Origin of the sequence: Bradyrhizobium sp. NBAIM08 (assembly GCF_020193935.1) — a bacterium.
Classification (GTDB): domain Bacteria; phylum Pseudomonadota; class Alphaproteobacteria; order Rhizobiales; family Xanthobacteraceae; genus Bradyrhizobium; species Bradyrhizobium yuanmingense.
On record NZ_JADYVR010000009.1, the window covers coordinates 1 to 18,301 of the forward strand.

General features: G+C 65.4%; 15 protein-coding genes and 1 riboswitch. Of the genes, 9 read left to right on the top strand and 6 right to left on the bottom strand.

Annotation, left to right across the window (positions count from 1 at the left end; translation table 11 throughout):
• Positions 1–447 precede the first annotated feature (447 nt).
• From I6F37_RS26945 to I6F37_RS26955, 3 genes are all read left to right on the top strand, one after another.
• Positions 448–2,511, top strand: a complete 2,064-nt coding sequence (locus I6F37_RS26945) for a M23 family metallopeptidase (protein WP_035996962.1) — start codon at positions 448–450, stop codon at positions 2,509–2,511.
• A 153-nt stretch (positions 2,512–2,664) separates the two neighbouring features.
• The gene (locus I6F37_RS26950; protein WP_225153178.1) at positions 2,665–4,284 is read left to right on the top strand and encodes an SMP-30/gluconolactonase/LRE family protein; all 1,620 of its coding nucleotides are present in this window, start codon (positions 2,665–2,667) and stop codon (positions 4,282–4,284) included.
• An 87-nt stretch (positions 4,285–4,371) separates the two neighbouring features.
• On the top strand, positions 4,372–4,635 hold the full coding sequence (locus tag I6F37_RS26955) for a hypothetical protein (protein WP_225153180.1): 264 nt from the start codon (positions 4,372–4,374) through the stop codon (positions 4,633–4,635).
• A 198-nt stretch (positions 4,636–4,833) separates the two neighbouring features.
• Here I6F37_RS26955 and I6F37_RS26960 read toward each other — a convergent pair whose 3' ends face one another.
• Positions 4,834–5,574: an AraC family transcriptional regulator gene (locus I6F37_RS26960; RefSeq protein WP_225153182.1), complete on the bottom strand. Its 741-nt coding sequence runs from the start codon at positions 5,572–5,574 to the stop codon at positions 4,834–4,836.
• A gap of 126 nt (positions 5,575–5,700) precedes the next feature.
• Here I6F37_RS26960 and I6F37_RS26965 point away from each other — a divergent pair, with 126 nt between their 5' ends.
• Positions 5,701–6,120, top strand: coding sequence for a nuclear transport factor 2 family protein (locus tag I6F37_RS26965; protein WP_225153184.1), 420 nt, complete (start codon positions 5,701–5,703; stop codon positions 6,118–6,120).
• Between the two features lie 41 nt (positions 6,121–6,161).
• Here I6F37_RS26965 and clpB read toward each other — a convergent pair whose 3' ends face one another.
• Positions 6,162–8,801: an ATP-dependent chaperone ClpB gene (gene clpB, locus I6F37_RS26970; RefSeq protein WP_225153186.1), complete on the bottom strand. Its 2,640-nt coding sequence runs from the start codon at positions 8,799–8,801 to the stop codon at positions 6,162–6,164.
• Positions 8,802–9,040: 239 nt separating this feature from the next.
• Between clpB and I6F37_RS26975 the strand changes: the two genes are divergently transcribed.
• A complete protein-coding gene (locus I6F37_RS26975) occupies positions 9,041–9,829 on the top strand; it encodes an MOSC domain-containing protein (protein ID WP_225153188.1) in 789 nt (262 codons plus the stop codon).
• 115 nt (positions 9,830–9,944) lie between these two features.
• On the opposite strand, the gene I6F37_RS26980 is transcribed toward I6F37_RS26975, so the two are convergent.
• Positions 9,945–10,598 carry a TIGR02594 family protein gene (locus tag I6F37_RS26980; protein ID WP_051056804.1) on the bottom strand — a complete coding sequence of 218 codons (654 nt, stop codon included), beginning with the start codon at positions 10,596–10,598 and terminating at the stop codon, positions 9,945–9,947.
• 213 nt (positions 10,599–10,811) lie between these two features.
• On the opposite strand from I6F37_RS26980, the gene I6F37_RS26985 reads away from it, so the two are divergent.
• Positions 10,812–11,675: an alpha/beta fold hydrolase gene (locus I6F37_RS26985; protein ID WP_035996943.1), complete on the top strand. Its 864-nt coding sequence runs from the start codon at positions 10,812–10,814 to the stop codon at positions 11,673–11,675.
• 116 nt (positions 11,676–11,791) lie between these two features.
• On the opposite strand, the gene metW is transcribed toward I6F37_RS26985, so the two are convergent.
• Positions 11,792–12,454 (bottom strand): methionine biosynthesis protein MetW, encoded by a 663-nt coding sequence (gene metW / locus I6F37_RS26990; protein WP_035996939.1) that lies wholly within the window; start codon positions 12,452–12,454, stop codon positions 11,792–11,794.
• Between the two features lie 2 nt (positions 12,455–12,456).
• A complete protein-coding gene (locus I6F37_RS26995; RefSeq protein WP_035996975.1) occupies positions 12,457–13,659 on the bottom strand; it encodes a homoserine O-acetyltransferase in 1,203 nt (400 codons plus the stop codon).
• Between the two features lie 94 nt (positions 13,660–13,753).
• Positions 13,754–13,833, bottom strand: a riboswitch (SAM riboswitch).
• Positions 13,834–13,988: 155 nt separating this feature from the next.
• Between I6F37_RS26995 and I6F37_RS27000 the strand changes: the two genes are divergently transcribed.
• Genes I6F37_RS27000 through I6F37_RS27010 form a run of 3 tightly spaced genes read left to right on the top strand, consistent with a single transcriptional unit; the run spans position 13,989 to position 16,901 of the window.
• A complete protein-coding gene (locus I6F37_RS27000; RefSeq protein ID WP_036040392.1) occupies positions 13,989–14,837 on the top strand; it encodes a chorismate mutase in 849 nt (282 codons plus the stop codon).
• Between the two features lie 34 nt (positions 14,838–14,871).
• Complete coding sequence (hisC, locus tag I6F37_RS27005; protein WP_225128580.1) at positions 14,872–15,969, top strand: histidinol-phosphate transaminase; 1,098 nt, start codon at positions 14,872–14,874, stop codon at positions 15,967–15,969.
• A complete protein-coding gene (locus I6F37_RS27010) occupies positions 15,966–16,901 on the top strand; it encodes a prephenate/arogenate dehydrogenase family protein (protein WP_225128579.1) in 936 nt (311 codons plus the stop codon). The genes hisC and I6F37_RS27010 overlap by 4 nt, the downstream gene beginning before the upstream one ends.
• Positions 16,902–17,020: 119 nt before the next feature.
• Here the strand turns inward: I6F37_RS27010 and I6F37_RS27015 are convergent, their stop codons facing one another.
• Positions 17,021–18,205 carry a DUF2125 domain-containing protein gene (locus I6F37_RS27015; RefSeq protein ID WP_225128578.1) on the bottom strand — a complete coding sequence of 395 codons (1,185 nt, stop codon included), beginning with the start codon at positions 18,203–18,205 and terminating at the stop codon, positions 17,021–17,023.
• Positions 18,206–18,301: the final 96 nt, after the last annotated feature.

An 18,301-nucleotide genomic window follows, 5' to 3' on the forward strand; every position in this document is an offset into this window, starting at 1 on the left:
CGTAAGATGTGTAAAAGAGACAGCCCCCGCTAGATGGGGCCCTGTCCCCCACCCCGCTCGAGCTCAGCCCGTGATCTCACGGGGGCCTTTACGGCCCGGCATTTAGGAAACTTTTTCCATATTTGGCGCCGTACTTGAGCCACAATCCCGCGGCGTTCTGATAAGAGACAAGCTTGAATCGCGGGGACGCCTGTGGGGGCTGCCGGCGATTTTCATGGGGTCAGAGGAAGGCGATGTTGCAAATGACGCGACCTTCCTTCGGCATTCGAAAGACATCGAGAGAGCTTTACCCGTCCAGCTGTTCGTAATTTCGGCCGGCCCCATCAAGGGGCTTTCTGGGCGCGGACAGTTGTGCGGCTTGCCTGCTCCGGCGATCCCCGTTCAAGAGGGCAGCCTGGGACAGGCTCGAAACCGGGCATCTTGGGTCGTTGAGTTGGGGGACTTGGGTTGAACCACAGGACGTCACGCGGCACTTACGGGCGTGAGACCGGGATCATCGATCTCGGCCACGAGCCGCCGCTGTCCGTCGATGGTTCTGAAGCCGCGGTGATCGACCGCCGCCGCGTCTCGGTGCAATGGTTCAGCGGGACAATTTTGACCGGACTCTGCGGCGCAGCCCTGATCGGCGGCGCCGTTTTCGCTTCGCTCGACGGCGAGATGACCTTCGCCAAGGTGCCGGAGCGGGTCGAAGGCGCGCTGCGCGGAGCATTCGGCGCCGCCGATCGTGCCGCCACGCTGCACAAGAGCGATCGCCTGCCGCCGCCGAGCGAATCCACCGCCTCGCGCAACGTGATGCGCGTCTCGACGGTTGCCCGCGTCGGCAACCGTGACGTGATGCGGGTGCGTCCGTTCGTGCGGATCGCCGGCAATCTGTCGATGACGACGAGCGATCTGTCGGCGAAGATCCCGCCGTTCAACGCCCAGCGCCTGCTGACCGATGTCGGCTCCGACCCGAAGACGGCGTCCGACGATCCCAACAATCCCGAAGCCGTCGAGCCCGACGCGGAAGTGTCCTTCGTCACCAAGGACCTGTCGCCGGTGCTGCCGAAGGCCAAGATTTCCGCGGTGGTGGCACTCGACGACATCCTGATGCGGGTGCGCGATGCCGCCAATTGGCGCGGCAATGGCGGGGTGCGCTACGCCTCGCTCGCCAACACGGCTGCCGACATCTCCGGCGCGACCGGTCCTTCCGACATCAGAACCGCCTACGCCGCCGAGGCCTCGCCGTCCGATCCCTATGCCGGCTTCGAAACGCGCGTGGTGCCGGAGAACGTCACGCTGCTGCCCAAGACCAAGGAGCAGATCACCGGCGGCAATCCCAACGGCGAACGCGTCCACATGGTCAAGAAGGGCGACAGCGTCGCCGGCGTGCTGCGCGATCTCGGCGCCAATGCCGACGAGATCAAGGCGATCACCGCGACGCTCGGACCGCGCGGCCGCGACGGCGGCCTGAAGGAAGGCGAGAAGCTCCGCATCCTGATGGCGCCCGCAAGCCCCGGCGCCCGCCTGCAGCCCTATCGCGTCGTGGTTGCAAACGACACGATGGTGGAAGCGATCGCGGCGCTGTCCGATCTCGGCAAATACGTCGCCGTCGACGTCTCCAGCATGAATACCGTCGCCGATACTGCGGCCAACGCCAGCAGCGACGACGAGGATGACGATGACGGCTCCGGCGTGCGGCTCTACCAGAGCATCTACGAGACCGCGATGCGCAACAAGGTCCCGATGCCCGTCATCGAGGACATGATCAAGATCTACTCCTACGACGTCGATTTCCAGCGCAAGGTGCAGCCCGGAGATTCCTTCGACGTGTTTTACGCGGGCGAGGACGAGGGCGTGACCGCGACCGAGAAGAACGAGGTGCTGTTCGCCTCGCTCACCGTCGGCGGCGAGACCAAGAAATACTACCGCTACCAGAGCCCCGACGACGGCCTCGTCGACTATTACGACGAGACCGGCAAGAGCGCGAAGAAGTTCCTGGTCAGAAAGCCCGTCAACAACGCCATCATGCGCTCCGGCTTCGGCGGCCGCCGCCACCCGATCCTCGGCTACGTGAAGATGCATACCGGCGTCGACTGGTCCACCTCCTACGGCACACCGATCTTCGCCTCCGGCAACGGCATGATCGAGAAGGCCGGCCCCGAGGGCGGCTACGGCAAGTACATCCGCATCAAGCACGCCAACGGCTACGAGACTGCCTACGGCCACATGTCGGCCTTCGCCAAGGGCATGGAGCCCGGCAAGAAGGTGCGGCAGGGCCAGGTGATCGGTTTCGTCGGCTCCTCCGGCCTGTCGACCGGCCCGCACGTCCACTACGAGATCCTCGTCAACGGCCGCTTCGTCGATCCGATGCGCGTGAAGCTGCCGCGCGGCCGTTCGCTGGAGGGCCCGATGCTGGCAAGCTTCGAGAAGGAGCGCGACCGGCTCGACGGCATGATGAGCGGCCGCGGCGGCGCCATCGCCCGGATGTCGGACGCCACCGGCGGGCCGCTGCAGGTCACCAACCGGTAAGCCGGCAACGCGCCGAGAAGACCGGTATTTTCAAACAGGATTTCAAGCAAGTACGCTGCGCAGCGAGGCCGCTTCGCGGCGTCACAACGTCAAGTTTCGTCTGCCAAAGCCGCAGGACGGGCGAATACTTTCCAAAAAATGGGAGGTCACGCCATGAGAAACAGGCTCGCCTGCGCAGCCCTGATTGCTGCGCTGTTCGCCACAACGAGCGCATCGGCCGACGGCTGGGAGGTCACGAGACTCGTGCCGGGCTCGGCATTCCACGGCGTGCACGGGCTCGGTGTCGACAAGGCCGGCCATTTGTTTGCCGGCAGCGTCGCGGGCGCTGCGCTCTACGAGGTCGACATTGCCGGCGGCAGCGCCAAGGTTGCAATCCCGGCACCGGTGGGGATGGCCGACGACATTGCATTCGCGCCCGACGGCACCATGGCCTGGACCGGCTTCCTCGCCGGCGATCTCTATGCGCGCAAGGGCGACGGTCCGATCAAGAAGCTCGCGAGCGGCCTGCCCGGCATCAACTCGCTCGCCTTCCGCAAGGACGGCAGGCTCTACGCCACCACCGTTTTCCTCGGCGATGCGCTCTACGAGATCGACGTCGAGGGCGTCAAACCGCCCCGCCAGATCATGGAGAAGATGGGCGGCCTCAACGGCTTCGAGTTCGGTCCCGACGACAAGCTCTATGGTCCGCTGTGGTTCAAGGGCCAGGTCGCAAGGGTCGACGTCGACAAGGCCGAGCTGAGTGTCGTCGCCGACGGCTTCAAGATCCCGGCTGCCGTGAACTTCGATTCCAAGGGCAACCTCCTTGTGATCGACACCGCGCTCGGCCAGCTCGTCCGGGTCGATCCCAAATCGGGCGCCAAGACCATGGTCGCGCAGCTGAAGCCGTCGCTGGACAATCTCGCCATCGACGACAAGGACCGCATCTACGTCTCCAACATGGCCGACAACGGCATCCAGGAGGTCGATCCCGCGACCGGTCATGCCAAGCAGATCATCATCGGCAAGCTCGCTTTGCCCGGCGGCATCGGCGTCACCTCGGAGAACGGCAAGGACACGATCCACGTCGCCGACCTGTTCGCCTATCGCACGGTGGACGGCGTGACCGGCGAGGTCACCGAAAAGGCGCGCATGCACGCCGCTGGCACGACGCTCGAATATCCGATGAGCGCGACGGCGAAGGGCAACGACGTGGTCCTGTCGAGCTGGTTCACCGGCACCGTGCAGGTGATCGACGGCAAGACCGGCGCGACGCGCGACATGCTGCACGACTTCAAGGCGCCGCATGACGCGGTCGTGCTCGCGGACGGCAGCATCCTAGTAGCCGAGCTCGGCACCAAGTCGCTGGTCAAGGTGAGCGGCGAGCACGGCAAGGATCGCACCACGCTGATCGGCGCGCTCGAGGGTCCGATGGGTCTCGTCCGCGGGGCCGGCGACGAGGTTTACGTCACCGAGGCTTTTGCTGGCATCATCTCCAAAATCGACAGCACCGGCGAAAAGATCGTGATCGCCAAGGAGCTGAAGATGCCGGAAGGCATCGCGCGCACAAGCGACGGCAAGCTGATCGTCGCCGAAGTCGGCGCCAAGCGGCTGATCGAGATCGTGCCGGAATCCGGCAAGGTCACCGAGATCGCAGCCAATCTCCCGATCGGCCTGACCGGCGCCCCCGGCGGCTTGCCGACGCATATCCCCACCGGCGTCGCAGTCGGCGCGACGGGCGCGATCTACGTCAGCTCGGATGTCGAGAATGCGATCTACAAGGTGGTGAAGAAATAGCAGTGGCGTGCACGGGGCTGGCCCCCGGGAACCGGCACGCCGGTTCGCCGGTTAGACGCTGACCGGAAGCCAGCAGGAGGATCGCCCATGACGCGCCTCTCACGCGACGATGTCGTCAAAGCCGTGGACCGCGCCGACGATGTCACCATTGCCCAGATCATCGGAACCGGCGCGACCGCCGAGGAGCTCGCTGAGGCCCAGGCCTGGCTCGCCAACGACGAGCCGATGATCAATGATTTGCGCCCGCTGGCGCAGGGCCGGGTGCGCGAGCTGGTGGATATTTTGTCGGAGCTGGAGGAGGAGGAGGAGGACGGCGTCGAGCCGCGCTCCGCCCCGGCGGCCGGCAACTAAATTTGGCGAGACAGCAAAACGAGACGCCCCGGAGAGGTGACCTCCGGGGCGGATTTCATTTCAGATCCTCACCCTCCGGCTGGTTCACCATACACTCCGAACCGAGGTTCATGATCAGCGTGTTGCTGAAATCGACGGTGCGGTCCTGGCCATCGGCAGCAGCCGTCGTCGAGTACCTGCAACAGCACGTCGCAGACATTAACCCGCACGCACCCGTGCGAACAATTCCGACGGCATCATACCGAACATGTCGCGGAAGGCCGTGCTGAAATGCGCGGAGCTGGAAAAGCCCGCGTCATGCGCGGCCTCGGTCAGCGATTGGCCTTGTGCGACCGCCCGCGCGGCAGCGCCGATCCGGGACCAGATCCGGTAGCGGCGGAGCGGCACACCCGTGACGTCCTTGAAAAGATGCAGGAAGCGCGAGGGCGAAAGTCCGGCCCTGCGGCCGAGTTCAGCAAGGGTGTGCGAACCGCTGGGCTGCTCGCGCATCCGCTCGATGGCGGCGGCAATTCTTGCATCTGGCTGCGGACTTGATCCGATCCCAAGCATATCGCGGGCTGCTTGCTGCGCGTCCTCAGATGCGAGGCGTCGCTCCGCGATGGCGCCGAACAGCGCGACGACCGACCTCTCGTCGATCATGTCGAACGCGGCCCTCGATCCGACCTCCTTCATTCGTGAGCGAAGCGCCTCGATATCGCGGCCGAGGGGATCGACATAGAGGAAGGCCATCCGTCCAGCATCGGTGCGGAGATGGTGCAGACTGTTGGGCATGATCAGCACGCTGCGGGTCTCGCGATAAGACGGTGAGCGCGCCCTCGGATCGTTAGCTACGCCTATCGCCCCGTCGAGCGCGACGGCCAGCACGCCGGTGGCATTGCGGTGGGGCGTCAGCCCGAAGGCTGGACCGAGATAGAGCACCCGCGCGTCCCAATCGAGCATCCGCGCCCTCTTTGGTCCGCCGCTGGGCGGCGTGCTGATAGCCAGTTCCTGAAAGCCGGAAGGCGAGGTCATGCCTCATCATAGCGCACCGGCACAGCGCTGCCGATGACCCGGGAGATCATATCGATGGACAGAGTTCTGGTAGATGACGCCGCACAAATCGCCGCGATCCGCGCCGCCATCACGCGCTACGCGACCGCCTGGCAGGCCGGTGACCGCGCCGCGATCGCCGCCTGCTACCACGATGAATTCATGCTGAACTATGCCGGCCATAATCCGCTCGCCGGCACTCACCGCGGCAAGGCGGCCGCGCTTGCCACTCTGGCCGAGGTCGCACGCCGCTCCAACCGAAAACTGCTCGCCATCGATGACGTGATGGCCGGGCCGCGGCGCGGCGCCATTCTCGCACGGGAATCATTCAGCCGGGACGGTCGCACGGCTGAACTGGAACGGTTGCTGGTCTATGCCGTGCGTGAAGGCCTGCTGAGCGAATGCTGGGTCTACGACCGCGATCAGGCAGTGGTGGACGCGTTCTTAGCGGATTGAAAACGCCCTCCGCGAGTTTGGCGCGGAGGGCGTGTATTTCATCAGTTCAGCTTCCGCTTTGCCAACGGCGCCTCGAACTGGGTGATCTCGGCGGTCTGCGGCGCCTTGCCGTTGAAGGTCAGCACGTTGCCTTCGGACGAGATCGCGACATTGTCGCCGTCCCTGACGTCGCCGGCGAGGATCATCTCGGCGAGCGGGTCCTGGAGGTAGCGCTGGATCACCCGCTTCAAGGGCCGTGCGCCGTAGGCGGGATCCCAGCCCTTGGCAGCCAGCCAGTCGCGGCCGGCGGCATCGAGGCTCAGCACGATCTTGCGATCGGTCAGGAGCTTCTGCAGCCGCGCGAACTGGATCTCGACGATCCGGCCCATCTCGCTCCGCTGCAGGCGGTGGAACAGGATGATCTCGTCGACGCGGTTGAGGAATTCGGGGCGGAAGTGCGCCCGCACCATTCCCATCACCTGCTCGCGCACGGCCGAGGTGTCCTCGCCCTCCGGCTGGTTCACCAGATATTCCGAACCAAGGTTCGAGGTCATGATGATCAGCGTGTTGCGGAAGTCGACGGTGCGGCCCTGGCCGTCGGTCAGGCGGCCGTCGTCGAGCACCTGCAGCAGCACGTTGAAGACATCAGGATGCGCCTTCTCGATCTCGTCGAACAGCACCACCTGGTAGGGTCGGCGCCGCACCGCCTCGGTGAGCGCGCCGCCCTCGTCATAGCCGACATAGCCCGGAGGCGCGCCGATCAGCCGCGAGACCGAGTGCTTCTCCATGTATTCGGACATGTCGAGGCGGACCATCGCGGTCTCGTCGTTGAACAGGTACTCCGCGAGAGCCTTGGTCAGCTCGGTCTTGCCGACGCCGGTCGGCCCTAAGAACATGAACGAGCCGGTGGGGCGGTTCGGGTCCTGCAAGCCGGCACGCGAGCGGCGCACGGCGGTTGCGACCGCACGCACGGCCTCGGCCTGGCCGACGACGCGCTTGCCGAGCTGCTCCTCCATCTTCAGGAGCTTCTCCTTCTCGCCTTCCAGCATCTTGTCGACGGGCACGCCGGTCCAGCGCGAGACCACCTGCGCGATGTGGTTGGCGGTAACAGCCTCCTCCATCATCTCGCCCGAGTTCTCCTTGGCTTCGATATCGGCAAGCTGCTTCTCGAGCTGCGGGATCCGTCCATAGGCCAGCTCGCCGGCCTTCTGGAATTCGCCGCGCCGCTGCGCATTGGCGAGCTCGACACGCAAGCCGTCGAGCTCGGCCTTCAGCTTCTGGGCGTCGGAGAGCTTGTTCTTCTCCGCGCTCCAGCGCGCCGTCAGCGCCGCCGACTTCTCCTCGAGCTCGGCCAGGTCCTTCTCCAGGGTCTGGAGCCGCGACTTGGAGCCGACATCGCTTTCCTTCTTCAGCGCCTCCTGCTCGATCTTGAGCCGGATGATCTCGCGGTCGAGCGAATCCAGCTCTTCCGGCTTGGAATCGACCTGCATCTTTAGCCGCGCCGCGGCCTCGTCCATGAGGTCGATCGCCTTGTCGGGCAGGAAGCGGTCGGTGATGTAGCGGTTGGACAGCGTCGTCGCCGCAACAAGCGCGGAATCGGTGATCCGCACGCCGTGATGCTGCTCATACTTGTCCTTCAAGCCGCGCAGGATCGAGATGGTGTCCTCGACCGAGGGCTCGCTGACGAAGATCGGTTGGAATCGCCGCGCCAGCGCGGCGTCCTTCTCGACATGCTTCTGGTACTCGTCGAGCGTGGTCGCGCCAATGCAGTGCAGCTCGCCGCGCGCGAGCGCCGGCTTGAGCAGGTTGGAGGCGTCCATCGCGCCGTCGCCCTTGCCGGCGCCGATCAGCGTGTGCATCTCGTCGATGAACAGGATGAATGTGCCCTCGCTGCCGGTCACTTCCTGCAGCACGGCCTTCAGCCGCTCCTCGAACTCGCCGCGGTATTTCGCGCCTGCGATCAGTGCGCCGAGGTCGAGCGAGAGCAGCTTCTTGTCCTTGAGGCTCTCCGGCACGTCGCCGTTGACGATGCGCAGCGCGAGGCCTTCGGCGATGGCGGTCTTGCCGACGCCGGGCTCGCCGATCAGGACGGGATTGTTCTTGGTCCTGCGCGAGAGCACTTGAATCGTGCGGCGGATCTCCTCGTCGCGGCCGATGACCGGATCGAGCTTGCCGTCGCGCGCAGCCTGGGTGAGGTCGCGGGCATACTTCTTCAGGGCATCATAAGCGTTCTCAGCGGTCGCGCTGTCGGCCGTGCGGCCCTTGCGCAGCGCCTCGATCGCCGCGTTGAGGTTTTGCGGCGTGACGCCGCCTTTGCTCAGGATGGTGCCGGCCTCGCTGGTCTTCTCCAGCGTGAGCCCGAGCAAAAGCCGTTCGACCGTGACGAAGCTGTCGCCGGCCTTCTCGCCGGCCTTTTCGGCCGCATCGAAAGTGCGGGCCAGCTCGGGCGCGAGATAGATCTGCCCGGCACCGCCGCCGGAGACCTTCGGCACCTTGTTGAGGGCGTCCTCGGTCGCCTTCAGGATTGCGCGGGAATTGCCGCCAGCGCGGTCGATCAGACCGGCGGCGAGCCCCTCATTGTCGTCCAAGAGGACCTTCAGCACATGCAGGGTTGAGAACTGCTGGTGCCCCTCGCGCATGGCGAGCGACTGCGCGGACTGGATGAAGCCCCTGGAGCGTTCGGTATACTTCTCGATATTCATCTTTTCTGTCCCTCGGCCTGCCCTCGGGGCCCTCTAAGGCACCCCAAACGGCATCTTCATTGGGTTTCCAATTACCGCATTGACGTTTCTCAACCGGTAACGGTCGTCTTTTGCCGGCGTTGCCGCCGGCCTGGGCCAGATGTGGGAAGCAGGTTGCGGATGCGAAAGAGGCTACTTCACAATTTCGTGCGCGGACGGGCGGGCTTGGCGGTCGCGGGCCGAATCCCTTAAGTAGCGGCATGACAGCCAGCCATACCGCCGAGATCACCGGCCTCTACCGCTACCCGATCAAGGGCCTGACGCCGGAGCGCCTGTCGCACGTTCCTTTGCGGGTCGGCCAGACCCTGCCGGCCGACCGCCGCTACGCCATCGAGAACGGCCCGAGCGGGTTCAACCCCAAGGCGCCCGAATGGAAGCCGAAAATCCAGTTTCTGATGCTGGCGCGCAATGAGCGGCTGGCCGAGCTCGACAGCCGGTTCGACGACGAAACCAACGTGCTGACCATCCGCAAGGACGGCCAGATCGTCGCCAGCGGCGATCTCGAGACCGCCGCCGGGCGCGCCGCCATCGAGGCCTATTTCACGGAGAACTTTCAGCCCGAGTTGAAGGGCCCGCCCAAAATTCTCTCCGGCCGCGACCACAGCTTCTCCGACGTCGCCCGCAAGGTCGTCTCCATCATCAATCTCGACAGCGTCCGCGCCATCGAGACCATGCTCGGCGGCGTCGCCGTGCATCCGCTGCGCTTCCGCGCCAATCTCTACGTGAAAGGCTGGCCGGCCTGGTCGGAGCTCGACCTCGTCGGCCAGACGCTCGCGATCGGGCAGGCCAGACTGAAGGTGATCAAGCGCATCGTCCGCTGCCCGGCCACCAATGTCGACCCCGAGACCGCCAAGCGCGATCTCGAAATCCCGCCCACGCTCTCGCGCCATCTCGGCCATATGGACTGCGGCATCTATGCCGAGGTGATCGCCGACGGTGACGTCGGCGTCGGCGATGTGGTGGCGGTGGAAGAGCCGAAGCTGCTGTGAGCTAACGCCGTCTCAACATACTCCGTCATTGCGAGCGCAGCGAAGCAATCCAGGAATGCATCTGCGGAAACAGTCTGGATTGCTTCGTCGCAAGCGCTCCTCGCAATGACGAGGCTCAGTTCGGCATCACATACGCATAGATCTTGCCGCGCGAGACCGGGGCTTCGCGGACGCGGTTGCCGTTGTTGCCGGAGATCATGATCGGATTACCCTGCGCGTCGATGCCGGTGATGATGCCGACATGACCGCCGCGGCGGCCGCGCGACATCACGGCGATGGCACCGACCTGCGGACCCGAGATGCGCGTGCCGTAGCGCGCGAACGAGCTCGCCATGTCGGAGCCGGTGCCACGATGGCCGGTATGCTCCAGCACCATGTTCATGAAGCGCGCGCACCACAGGCGGCCGCGCCCGGTCGGATTGCCGCCGATATGGCGGCGTGCCTCGGAGACGAGACCCGATCCTCCGCTGAAGCCTCCGTTCATGCCGGCACCGCCGGCATTGGCATTCGGATCATAGCTCGCCTGGGTGTCGGCGAAGCCGTTTGCCTGCAATTGCGCCGCGCTGCGCTCGAAGCGCGAACTGCGGGCATGATGGCGATAGTGACGGTGGTGATGATGTCTGGCGTGATGCACGTAACCGTGCCGCTCTGCGCTATGACGGTGATACGGCCGTGCCGAGGCCGGAGAAACGAACACGGCGACCGCCGCGAAGAACAGCGCCAGCGCGATAACACAACGCGACAGGCGAGACGCAAACAACTCGAACATTCTTCATCCTTCTTGACACCCCCACTTCCCGCCGGCCCGTGCAATGGCCGACATCCGTTTGGCCGTTAAGCCGCCCGATGTGGCGAGAAAAAGACGCAACGCCCGCGAATGGCTGCAATGATTTTGTGTTCGTGCTCGGCGCTGCTGCCGCATTGCCGACAACAGAATTAACTGCGATCCTCGAACACGGCTTGAAACAGAGGGAAACGGTTAATGCCCCACGCCACGACCAGGGACGGCGTCCGCATCTATTTCGAGGAGGCGGGCCAGGGAACGCCGATACTTTTTCTGCACGAGTTCGCGGCCGACTACACCAATTGGGAGCCGCAGATGCGCTACTTCTCGCGTGGCCATCGCTGCATCACCTATTCGGCGCGCGGCTACACGCCGTCGGACGTGCCTGACGGCGAGGTCTACACCTACACGCATTTCTACACCGATGCGCTTGCGGTGCTCGATCATCTCGGCATCGAGCGCGCGCATCTCGTCGGTCTTTCGATGGGCGCCTATTCCTCGTTGCAGATCGGGTTGAACGCGCCGCAGCGCGCGCTGTCGATGACGCTGGCCGGCGTCGGCTCCGGCTCGGAGCTCGAGAACCTGGAGACCTGGCGCACGCAGTGCCGCGCCAATGCCGAGCAGTTCGAGACGCTGGGATCGGTGGAGGTCGCGAAAGTCACGCGCGAGGCGCCGAGCCGGATTCCGTTCCTGGTGAAGGATCCACGCGGGCATGCCGATTTCTACGCCGCACTGGCGCGGCACGATGCCAAGGGATCGGCGCGCACCATGCGCGGATTCCAGGGCGGCCGTCCCTCGATCTACACGATGACGGACGCGATCAGAGGCGCGGCAACACCCGCGCTGATCATCTGCGGCGACGAGGACGAGCCCTGCGTGGGCGCCAGCCTGTTCCTGAAGAAGCACCTGCCCGCGGCGGGGCTCGCGATGTTTCCGAAGTCCGGCCACGTGCTGAACCTGGAGGAGCCCGCGCTGTTCAACGAGAGTGTCGAGCGGTTCGTGACGCTGGTGGAAGCAGGACGTTGGCCGGTGCGGGACCCGCGGTCGCTGGTTTCCCACTAGCTGTCATTCCGGGATGCGCCGAAGGCGCAGGCCCGGAATCCATCGGGCTGCAGGCGCTGTTGGACGATGGATTCCGGGCTCGATGCTTCGCATCGCCCCGGAATGACGGAGAGAAACTACTTCCCCCCGCCGCGGCTCAGCAAGAATACCGCCTGCTCGCCGAACATGTTCCACACCCACCAGGGCAGGTTCAGCGGCACCGGGCGGCCGTAGAGATCGAGCGCGACCGAGCGCTCCATCTTGACGTTGATCTCGTCGCAGAGCTGCACGAAATCCTTGATGGTGCAGAAATGGATGTTGGCGGTGTCGTACCAGGTCGCCGGCAGATTCTCCGTGCGCGGCATGTGGCCGCCGATCAGGAGCTGGAGCCGCATCTTCCAGAAGCCGAAATTCGGGAACGAGACGATGGCGCGGCGGCCGATGCGCAGCAGGTTCTCCAGCACGACCTTCGGCTGCCGCGTCGCCTGCAGCGTCTGCGACAGGATCACGTAGTCGAAGGCATCGTCGGGATAATTGACGAGATCGGTGTCGGCATCGCCCTGCACCACCGCGAGCCCCTTGGCGACGCAGCGGTTGACGCCCTCGCGCGACAATTCGATGCCGCGGCCGTCGATGCCGCGGGTCTCCAGCAGCTGAAGCAGATCGCCGTCGCCGCAGCCGACGTCGAGCACTTTCGAGCCCGGCTTGACCATTTCGGCGACCAGCCGATGATCGGCGCGATAATCACCGGATGGCCTGGCGGCAACGCCGTCCAGCGGCAACACTTCCTGCACGGACATCGCTAACGGTCCTCGAGGTTGAGCCCGCGGGCCTTGCCTGCCGATTGCAGGAAGGCCCGGGAGATGTCGAAGAATTCGGGCACGTCGAGCAGGAAGGCGTCGTGGCCGCGATCGGTCTCGATCTCGGCGAATGACACGCGCGCGCTCGAAGCGTTCAGCGCGTGCACCAGCGCGCGCGATTCCGAGGTCGGAAACAGCCAGTCGCTGGTGAAGGAGACCACGCAGAAGCGGGTCTTGATGTCGGCGAAGGCCTTGGCCAGCACGCCGCCATGGTCGGCGGCGATGTCGAAATAGTCCATCGCCCGCGTCAGGTAGAGATAGGAATTGGCGTCGAAGCGCTCGACGAAGGACGAGCCCTGGTAACGCAGATAGGATTCGACCTGGAAATCGGCGTCGAACGAGAAGGTCGGCAGCTCGCGGTCCTGCATGCGCCGGCCGAACTTGCGGTGCAGCGCCGCGTCCGAGAGATAGGTGATGTGCGCCGCCATCCGCGCCACCGCGAGCCCGCGATGCGGATGGATCCCGCGATCGGCATAGCCGCCGCCATGCCAGTCGGGGTCGGCCATCACGGCCTGGCGGCCGAGCTCGTGGAAGGCGATGTTCTGCGCCGAGTGCCGCGTCGCGCAGGCGATCGCCAGCGCGGAGTACACGCGGCTAGGATAGGCGGCGGTCCATTGCAGCACCTGCATGCCGCCCATCGAGCCGCCGACGACGGCAAACAGCGTGTCGATGCCGAGCCGGTCGATCAGCATCGCCTGCGCGCGCACCATGTCCGGAATGGTGATGACGGGGAAGTCCAGGCCCCAGACCTTGCCGGTGGCGGGATTGATCGACGCCGGCCCGGTCGAGCCCATACAGCCGCCGATCACGTTGGAGCAGATGATGAAGTAGTGCTTGGGATCGATGGGTCGGCCGGGACCGACCAGCGTCTCCCACCAGCCCGGCTTGCCGGTGACGGGATGTACGTTGGCGACATGCTGGTCGCCGGTCAACGCATGACAGATCAGCACGGCGTTGGAGCGATCGGCATTGAGCTCGCCATAGGTCTGGTAGGCGATCTGGAACGGGGTGAGATCGACGCCGCAATCGAGCCGCAGCGGCTGCTCGGTGCCGAAATGCGCAACCAGCGAGCTTGGATGATCGACCTCGTGCGACCGCTCGTCGGCGCTGATCGCAGGACTCGGTATCGACTTGACGCTACCCATCTCGGACATCGACCTCGTTTGCGACTGGCTGCTCGACCGCGCCGCTGACATCAGGCCATGAAAAACCCGGCCTGAACGATAGGTTCGGCCGGGATCGGAAGCGTCCCCGGCCTGTTTAGCGAGTTTTTTAACGTGGCTGCAAGCCGGCCGGCTCAAATGACCACGGAACGGGCAAAAGCTACCGTCTTGGGCGGTTTTCGTCAAGTCGCGGCCCGGATCGGCCCAATTCGCCTCTGCCGCAACGCCTGCAAAGCACGTCATTTCTCTTTGCTTTCGCCGCCACGACTGCCTAATCAGGACATCCCCATCGGAACGATCGACGACCAGACATGTCCCAACGTCCGCCCGCGCCACCATCGCTGCAGGAACTGCGCAAGGAGATCGACGCGATTGACGAGGGCATGCATCGCCTCCTCATGCAGCGCGGCGAGATCATCGATCGCCTGATCCAGGTGAAGCAGACCCAGGAGGTCGGCTCGGCGTTCCGGCCCGCGCGCGAGGCTGCCATGATGCGCGAGATCGTGCAGCGTCATCGCGGCATCCTGCCGCTCGACACGGTCGAGAGCATCTGGCGCGTCATCATCTCGACCTTCACTTACGTACAGGCGCCGTTCTCGGTGCATGCCGACATCTCGGCCAGCGAGGCGGCGATGCGCGATTCCGTGCGCTTCAATTTCGGCTTCACCGTGCCTTACGTCGCGCATTTCAGCGCACAGGCCGCGGTCGAGGCGGTAGCGAAATCCAAGGGTGATCTGGCAATGGTCTCGGCGACCTCGAGCCGCACGCCATGGTGGCTGGAGCTGGAAGCGGACGGCGCGCCGAAGATCATCGCGCGGATGCCCTTCATCGAGCGCGCCGACCATCCGGCCGCCTTGCCGGTGTTCGCGATCTCGCGCGTCGCCGACAGCGCCCTGGTAACGGAGGTCGAGACGTTCAGCGTGCGCGTCTCGGGATGGAACGCCGAGGTCGCCCGCGCGCTGTCGCCGCTCGCCGAGATCGTGGCCGTGCCAGATACCGCCTTCGACGGCGCGGCGCTCTTGGTCTCGGTCACCGGCGCGACCAGCATCGACAAGATCAGGGCTGCCCTGATCGAGGCGGGGGCCTCGGTGCGCTCTGTGGCCCTCGTCGGCAGCCACGCAACGCGCTATACGGTGCCCCCGACCGGGCCGAAATCGTAAAATCGCGAGCAGCCCAGCCTATCCGGAGTCCAAGATGTCCCGCCCCGTGCCGAATCCCGGCATTCTCGATATTGCGCCCTACACGCCCGGCAAGAGCCCGGTGCCGGAGCCGGGCCGCAAGGTGTTCAAACTCTCCGCCAACGAGACGCCGTTCGGGCCCTCGCCCAAGGCGATCGAAGCCTTCAAGCGCGTGGCAGATCATCTGGAGGACTACCCGGAAGGCACCTCGCGCGTGCTGCGCGAGGCGATCGGCCGCTCGTTCGGCCTCGATCCCAACCGCATCATCTGCGGCGCCGGCTCGGACGAGATCCTCAATCTGCTCGCGCACACCTATCTCAGCCAGGGCGACGAGGCGATCTCGACCACGCACGGCTTCCTTGTCTACCCGATCGCGACGATGGCGGTCGGCGCCAGGAACGTCATCGCCCAGGAGACCAACCTCACCGCCGACGTCGACGCCATCCTGAAGGCCGTGACGCCGAAGACGAAGCTGGTCTGGCTCGCCAACCCCAACAACCCGACCGGCACCTATCTTCCGTTCGACGAGGTCAAGCGGCTGCGCGCCGGCCTGCCCTCGCACGTGCTGCTGGTGCTGGACGCCGCCTATTGCGACTACGTCTCGCGCAACGACTATGAGATGGGGATCGAGCTCGTCGCCACCACCGAGAACACGGTGGTGACGCACACCTTCTCCAAGATCCACGGTCTTGCAGCGCTGCGCATCGGCTGGATGTTCGGGCCCGAGCACGTCATCGACGCGGTCAATCGCATCCGCGGTCCCTTCAACGTGTCGACGCCGGCGATGTATGCCGCGGTCGCCGCGATCGAGGATACCGCGCATCAGGCGATGTCGAAGCAGTTCACCGAGACCTGGCGCAACTGGCTCACCGAGGAGATCGGCAAGCTCGGGCTGAAGGTGACGCCGAGCGTCGCCAATTTCGTGCTGATCCATTTCCCGACGGACAAGGGCACGACCGCCGATGACGCCGACGCGTTCCTGACCAAGCGGGGGCTCGTGCTGCGCGGCTTGAAGAACTACGGCCTGCCGCATGCGCTGCGCATGACCATCGGCACTGAGGAGGCCAACCGCCTCGTCGTCGAAGGCTTGCGCGACTTCATGGGCGGCAAATGAGCGCGCAGGCGCACTTCCAGCGCGTGGCGCTGATCGGCTTCGGCCTGATCGGCGGCTCGATCGCCCGCGCTGCGAAGCTCCAGGGGCTTGCCGGTGAAATCGTCACCACCGCACGCTCGGAGAAGACACGCGCGCGTGTCGCCGAGCTCGGCATCGTCGATCAGGTGGTGGCGACCAATGCGGAGGCCGTGAGGGATGCCGATCTCGTCATCCTCTGCATTCCCGTCGGCGCCTGCGGACCCGTAGCGCAGGAGATCGCGCCGCATCTCAAGCCGGGTGCGATCGTCTCCGACGTCGGCTCGGTCAAGGGCGCTGTGGTCCGCGACATGGCCCCGCATCTGCCGGGCGGCATTCATTTCGTGCCGGCGCATCCGGTGGCGGGCACCGAGCATTCCGGCCCGGATTCGGGCTTTGCCGAGCTCTTCATCAACCGCTGGTGCATCCTGACCCCGCCTGATGGCAGCGACGCAGCGGCGACGGAGCACCTGCGCGCGTTCTGGGCGGCGATGGGCGCCAAGGTCGAGGTGATGACGCCGGATCATCACGACCTCGTGCTCGCGATCACCAGCCACCTGCCGCATCTGATCGCCTACACCATCGTCGGCACCGCCGACGAATTGGCGCAGGTGACGGAATCCGAGGTGATCAAATTCTCCGCCGGCGGTTTTCGCGATTTCACCCGCATCGCGGCGTCCGATCCGACGATGTGGCGCGACGTCTTCCTCGCCAACAAGGAGGCCGTGCTGGAGATGCTCGGCACCTTCACCGAGGATCTGGCAAAACTCACCCGCGCGATCCGCCGCGGCGACGGGGAGGCGCTGTTCGACCACTTCACCCGCACCCGCGCCATCCGCCGCGGCATCGTCGAGATCGGCCAGGATTCCGCCGCGCCCGATTTCGGCCGGCCGCATGCGGCGCTGAAGAAGCCGTGAGCCTGTAGCCCGGACAATGCTGCGTAGCCCGGATGGAGCGCAAGCGTAATCCGGGACAGTGCCAGCTGTGATCAAGAACCCCGGATTGCGCTGCGCTCCATCCGGGCTACGGGAGCCACCTAATACAGCGGCGGGATCTGGCCGACCTTGACCGGGCCGAGCAGCACGGCACCGTCGACGAATTTCAGCGGGAAGCTCCGCGCTTTCTTACCTTCCAGCGTGCTCTCGGTACCGATCGAATTGATGCCGGCGGCAACGCCGGCATTGGCGTTCTGCTTGATGACCTTGCCGAGGCCCGGCACGGCGCGGTCGAGCGCGCCGAACAGATTATTCAGGTCCTGCGACTTCACGCCGGGCGCGAGGCGATCGAGCGTTGCCTGCGGTACGCCCTCCTCCAGCATCTTCTCGATGCCGAGCGCCGGGATCACGCGCTCGAGGCCGGTCACCGTCATCTGCAATTCGCCGTCGAGCCGGCCGTTGGGCGACAGGCCGAGCGTGCCGGCCGCGACCGCGATCATCTCGCCCTGTTGAATGCGCGACTGCACGATCTCGATGTGACCGCCGGCGGCCTGGATCTCGCGGAAGCGCTGCGGCCACGGTTTGGGCGTGAGGTCGGAGAGGCCGGTGATCTTGGCGCGGGTGTCCGCCTCGAACGGCTCGGCGAGCAGCGGATGCACGCCCTGGATGCTGCCCTGCGCGACATGGAGCACGGTCTCGATCACCGGATGATCGGCCGGCGAGCCATCGGCAAGGCGCCCGTGCAGCTCAACCTGCTTGGCGCGCGCAAGCGGCACCTGCACGCTGCCATCGAGACGGTTGAGGCTGGGGTCGTCGAACACGATGGAAGCGCGATCCGGCACAGCCGGCAGACCCGCCACACTGGCGCGGCCCTTGCTCCAATTCACGGTGAAGGTGTTTTGCGTAATGCCGTCGATCAGCGTGGCGGGCGCTGCGAATTCGGCGATGATGCGCTTGGGGTCGTAGACCTGGGCCACGACCAGGATGTTGTCGAGCTTGGCCGTGAACGGCGTCTTGCTCGCGTTCTGCGAGACCAGGGCGACGCTGGCGCCGGAGCACTGGACCTCGAAGCGGAACGGGAAGCCGGCGATCGAGCGCTTGGCACAATCATAGATGCGGCCGGCCTTGGCCTCCTGCGCCCGCCAGGCGTCGGCGACGATTTCGGCCTGCCACGCCGCATAGAACCAGAAGCAGGTCCAGCCGACGGCGAGGACCAGGACGAGAACGGGGGCGATGAAAAGGCCCCAGCGGGAGCGGCGGCCAGTGGCAACGGTCATATTGGACATGCGGCGACCCTTTGACGCCAGATTCAGGCAAATGTAAGCGGGGCGGGCCTGCGACGAAAGGCGCAGAAATCGCTTCGCTTGGGCGCAGGGTTCTGG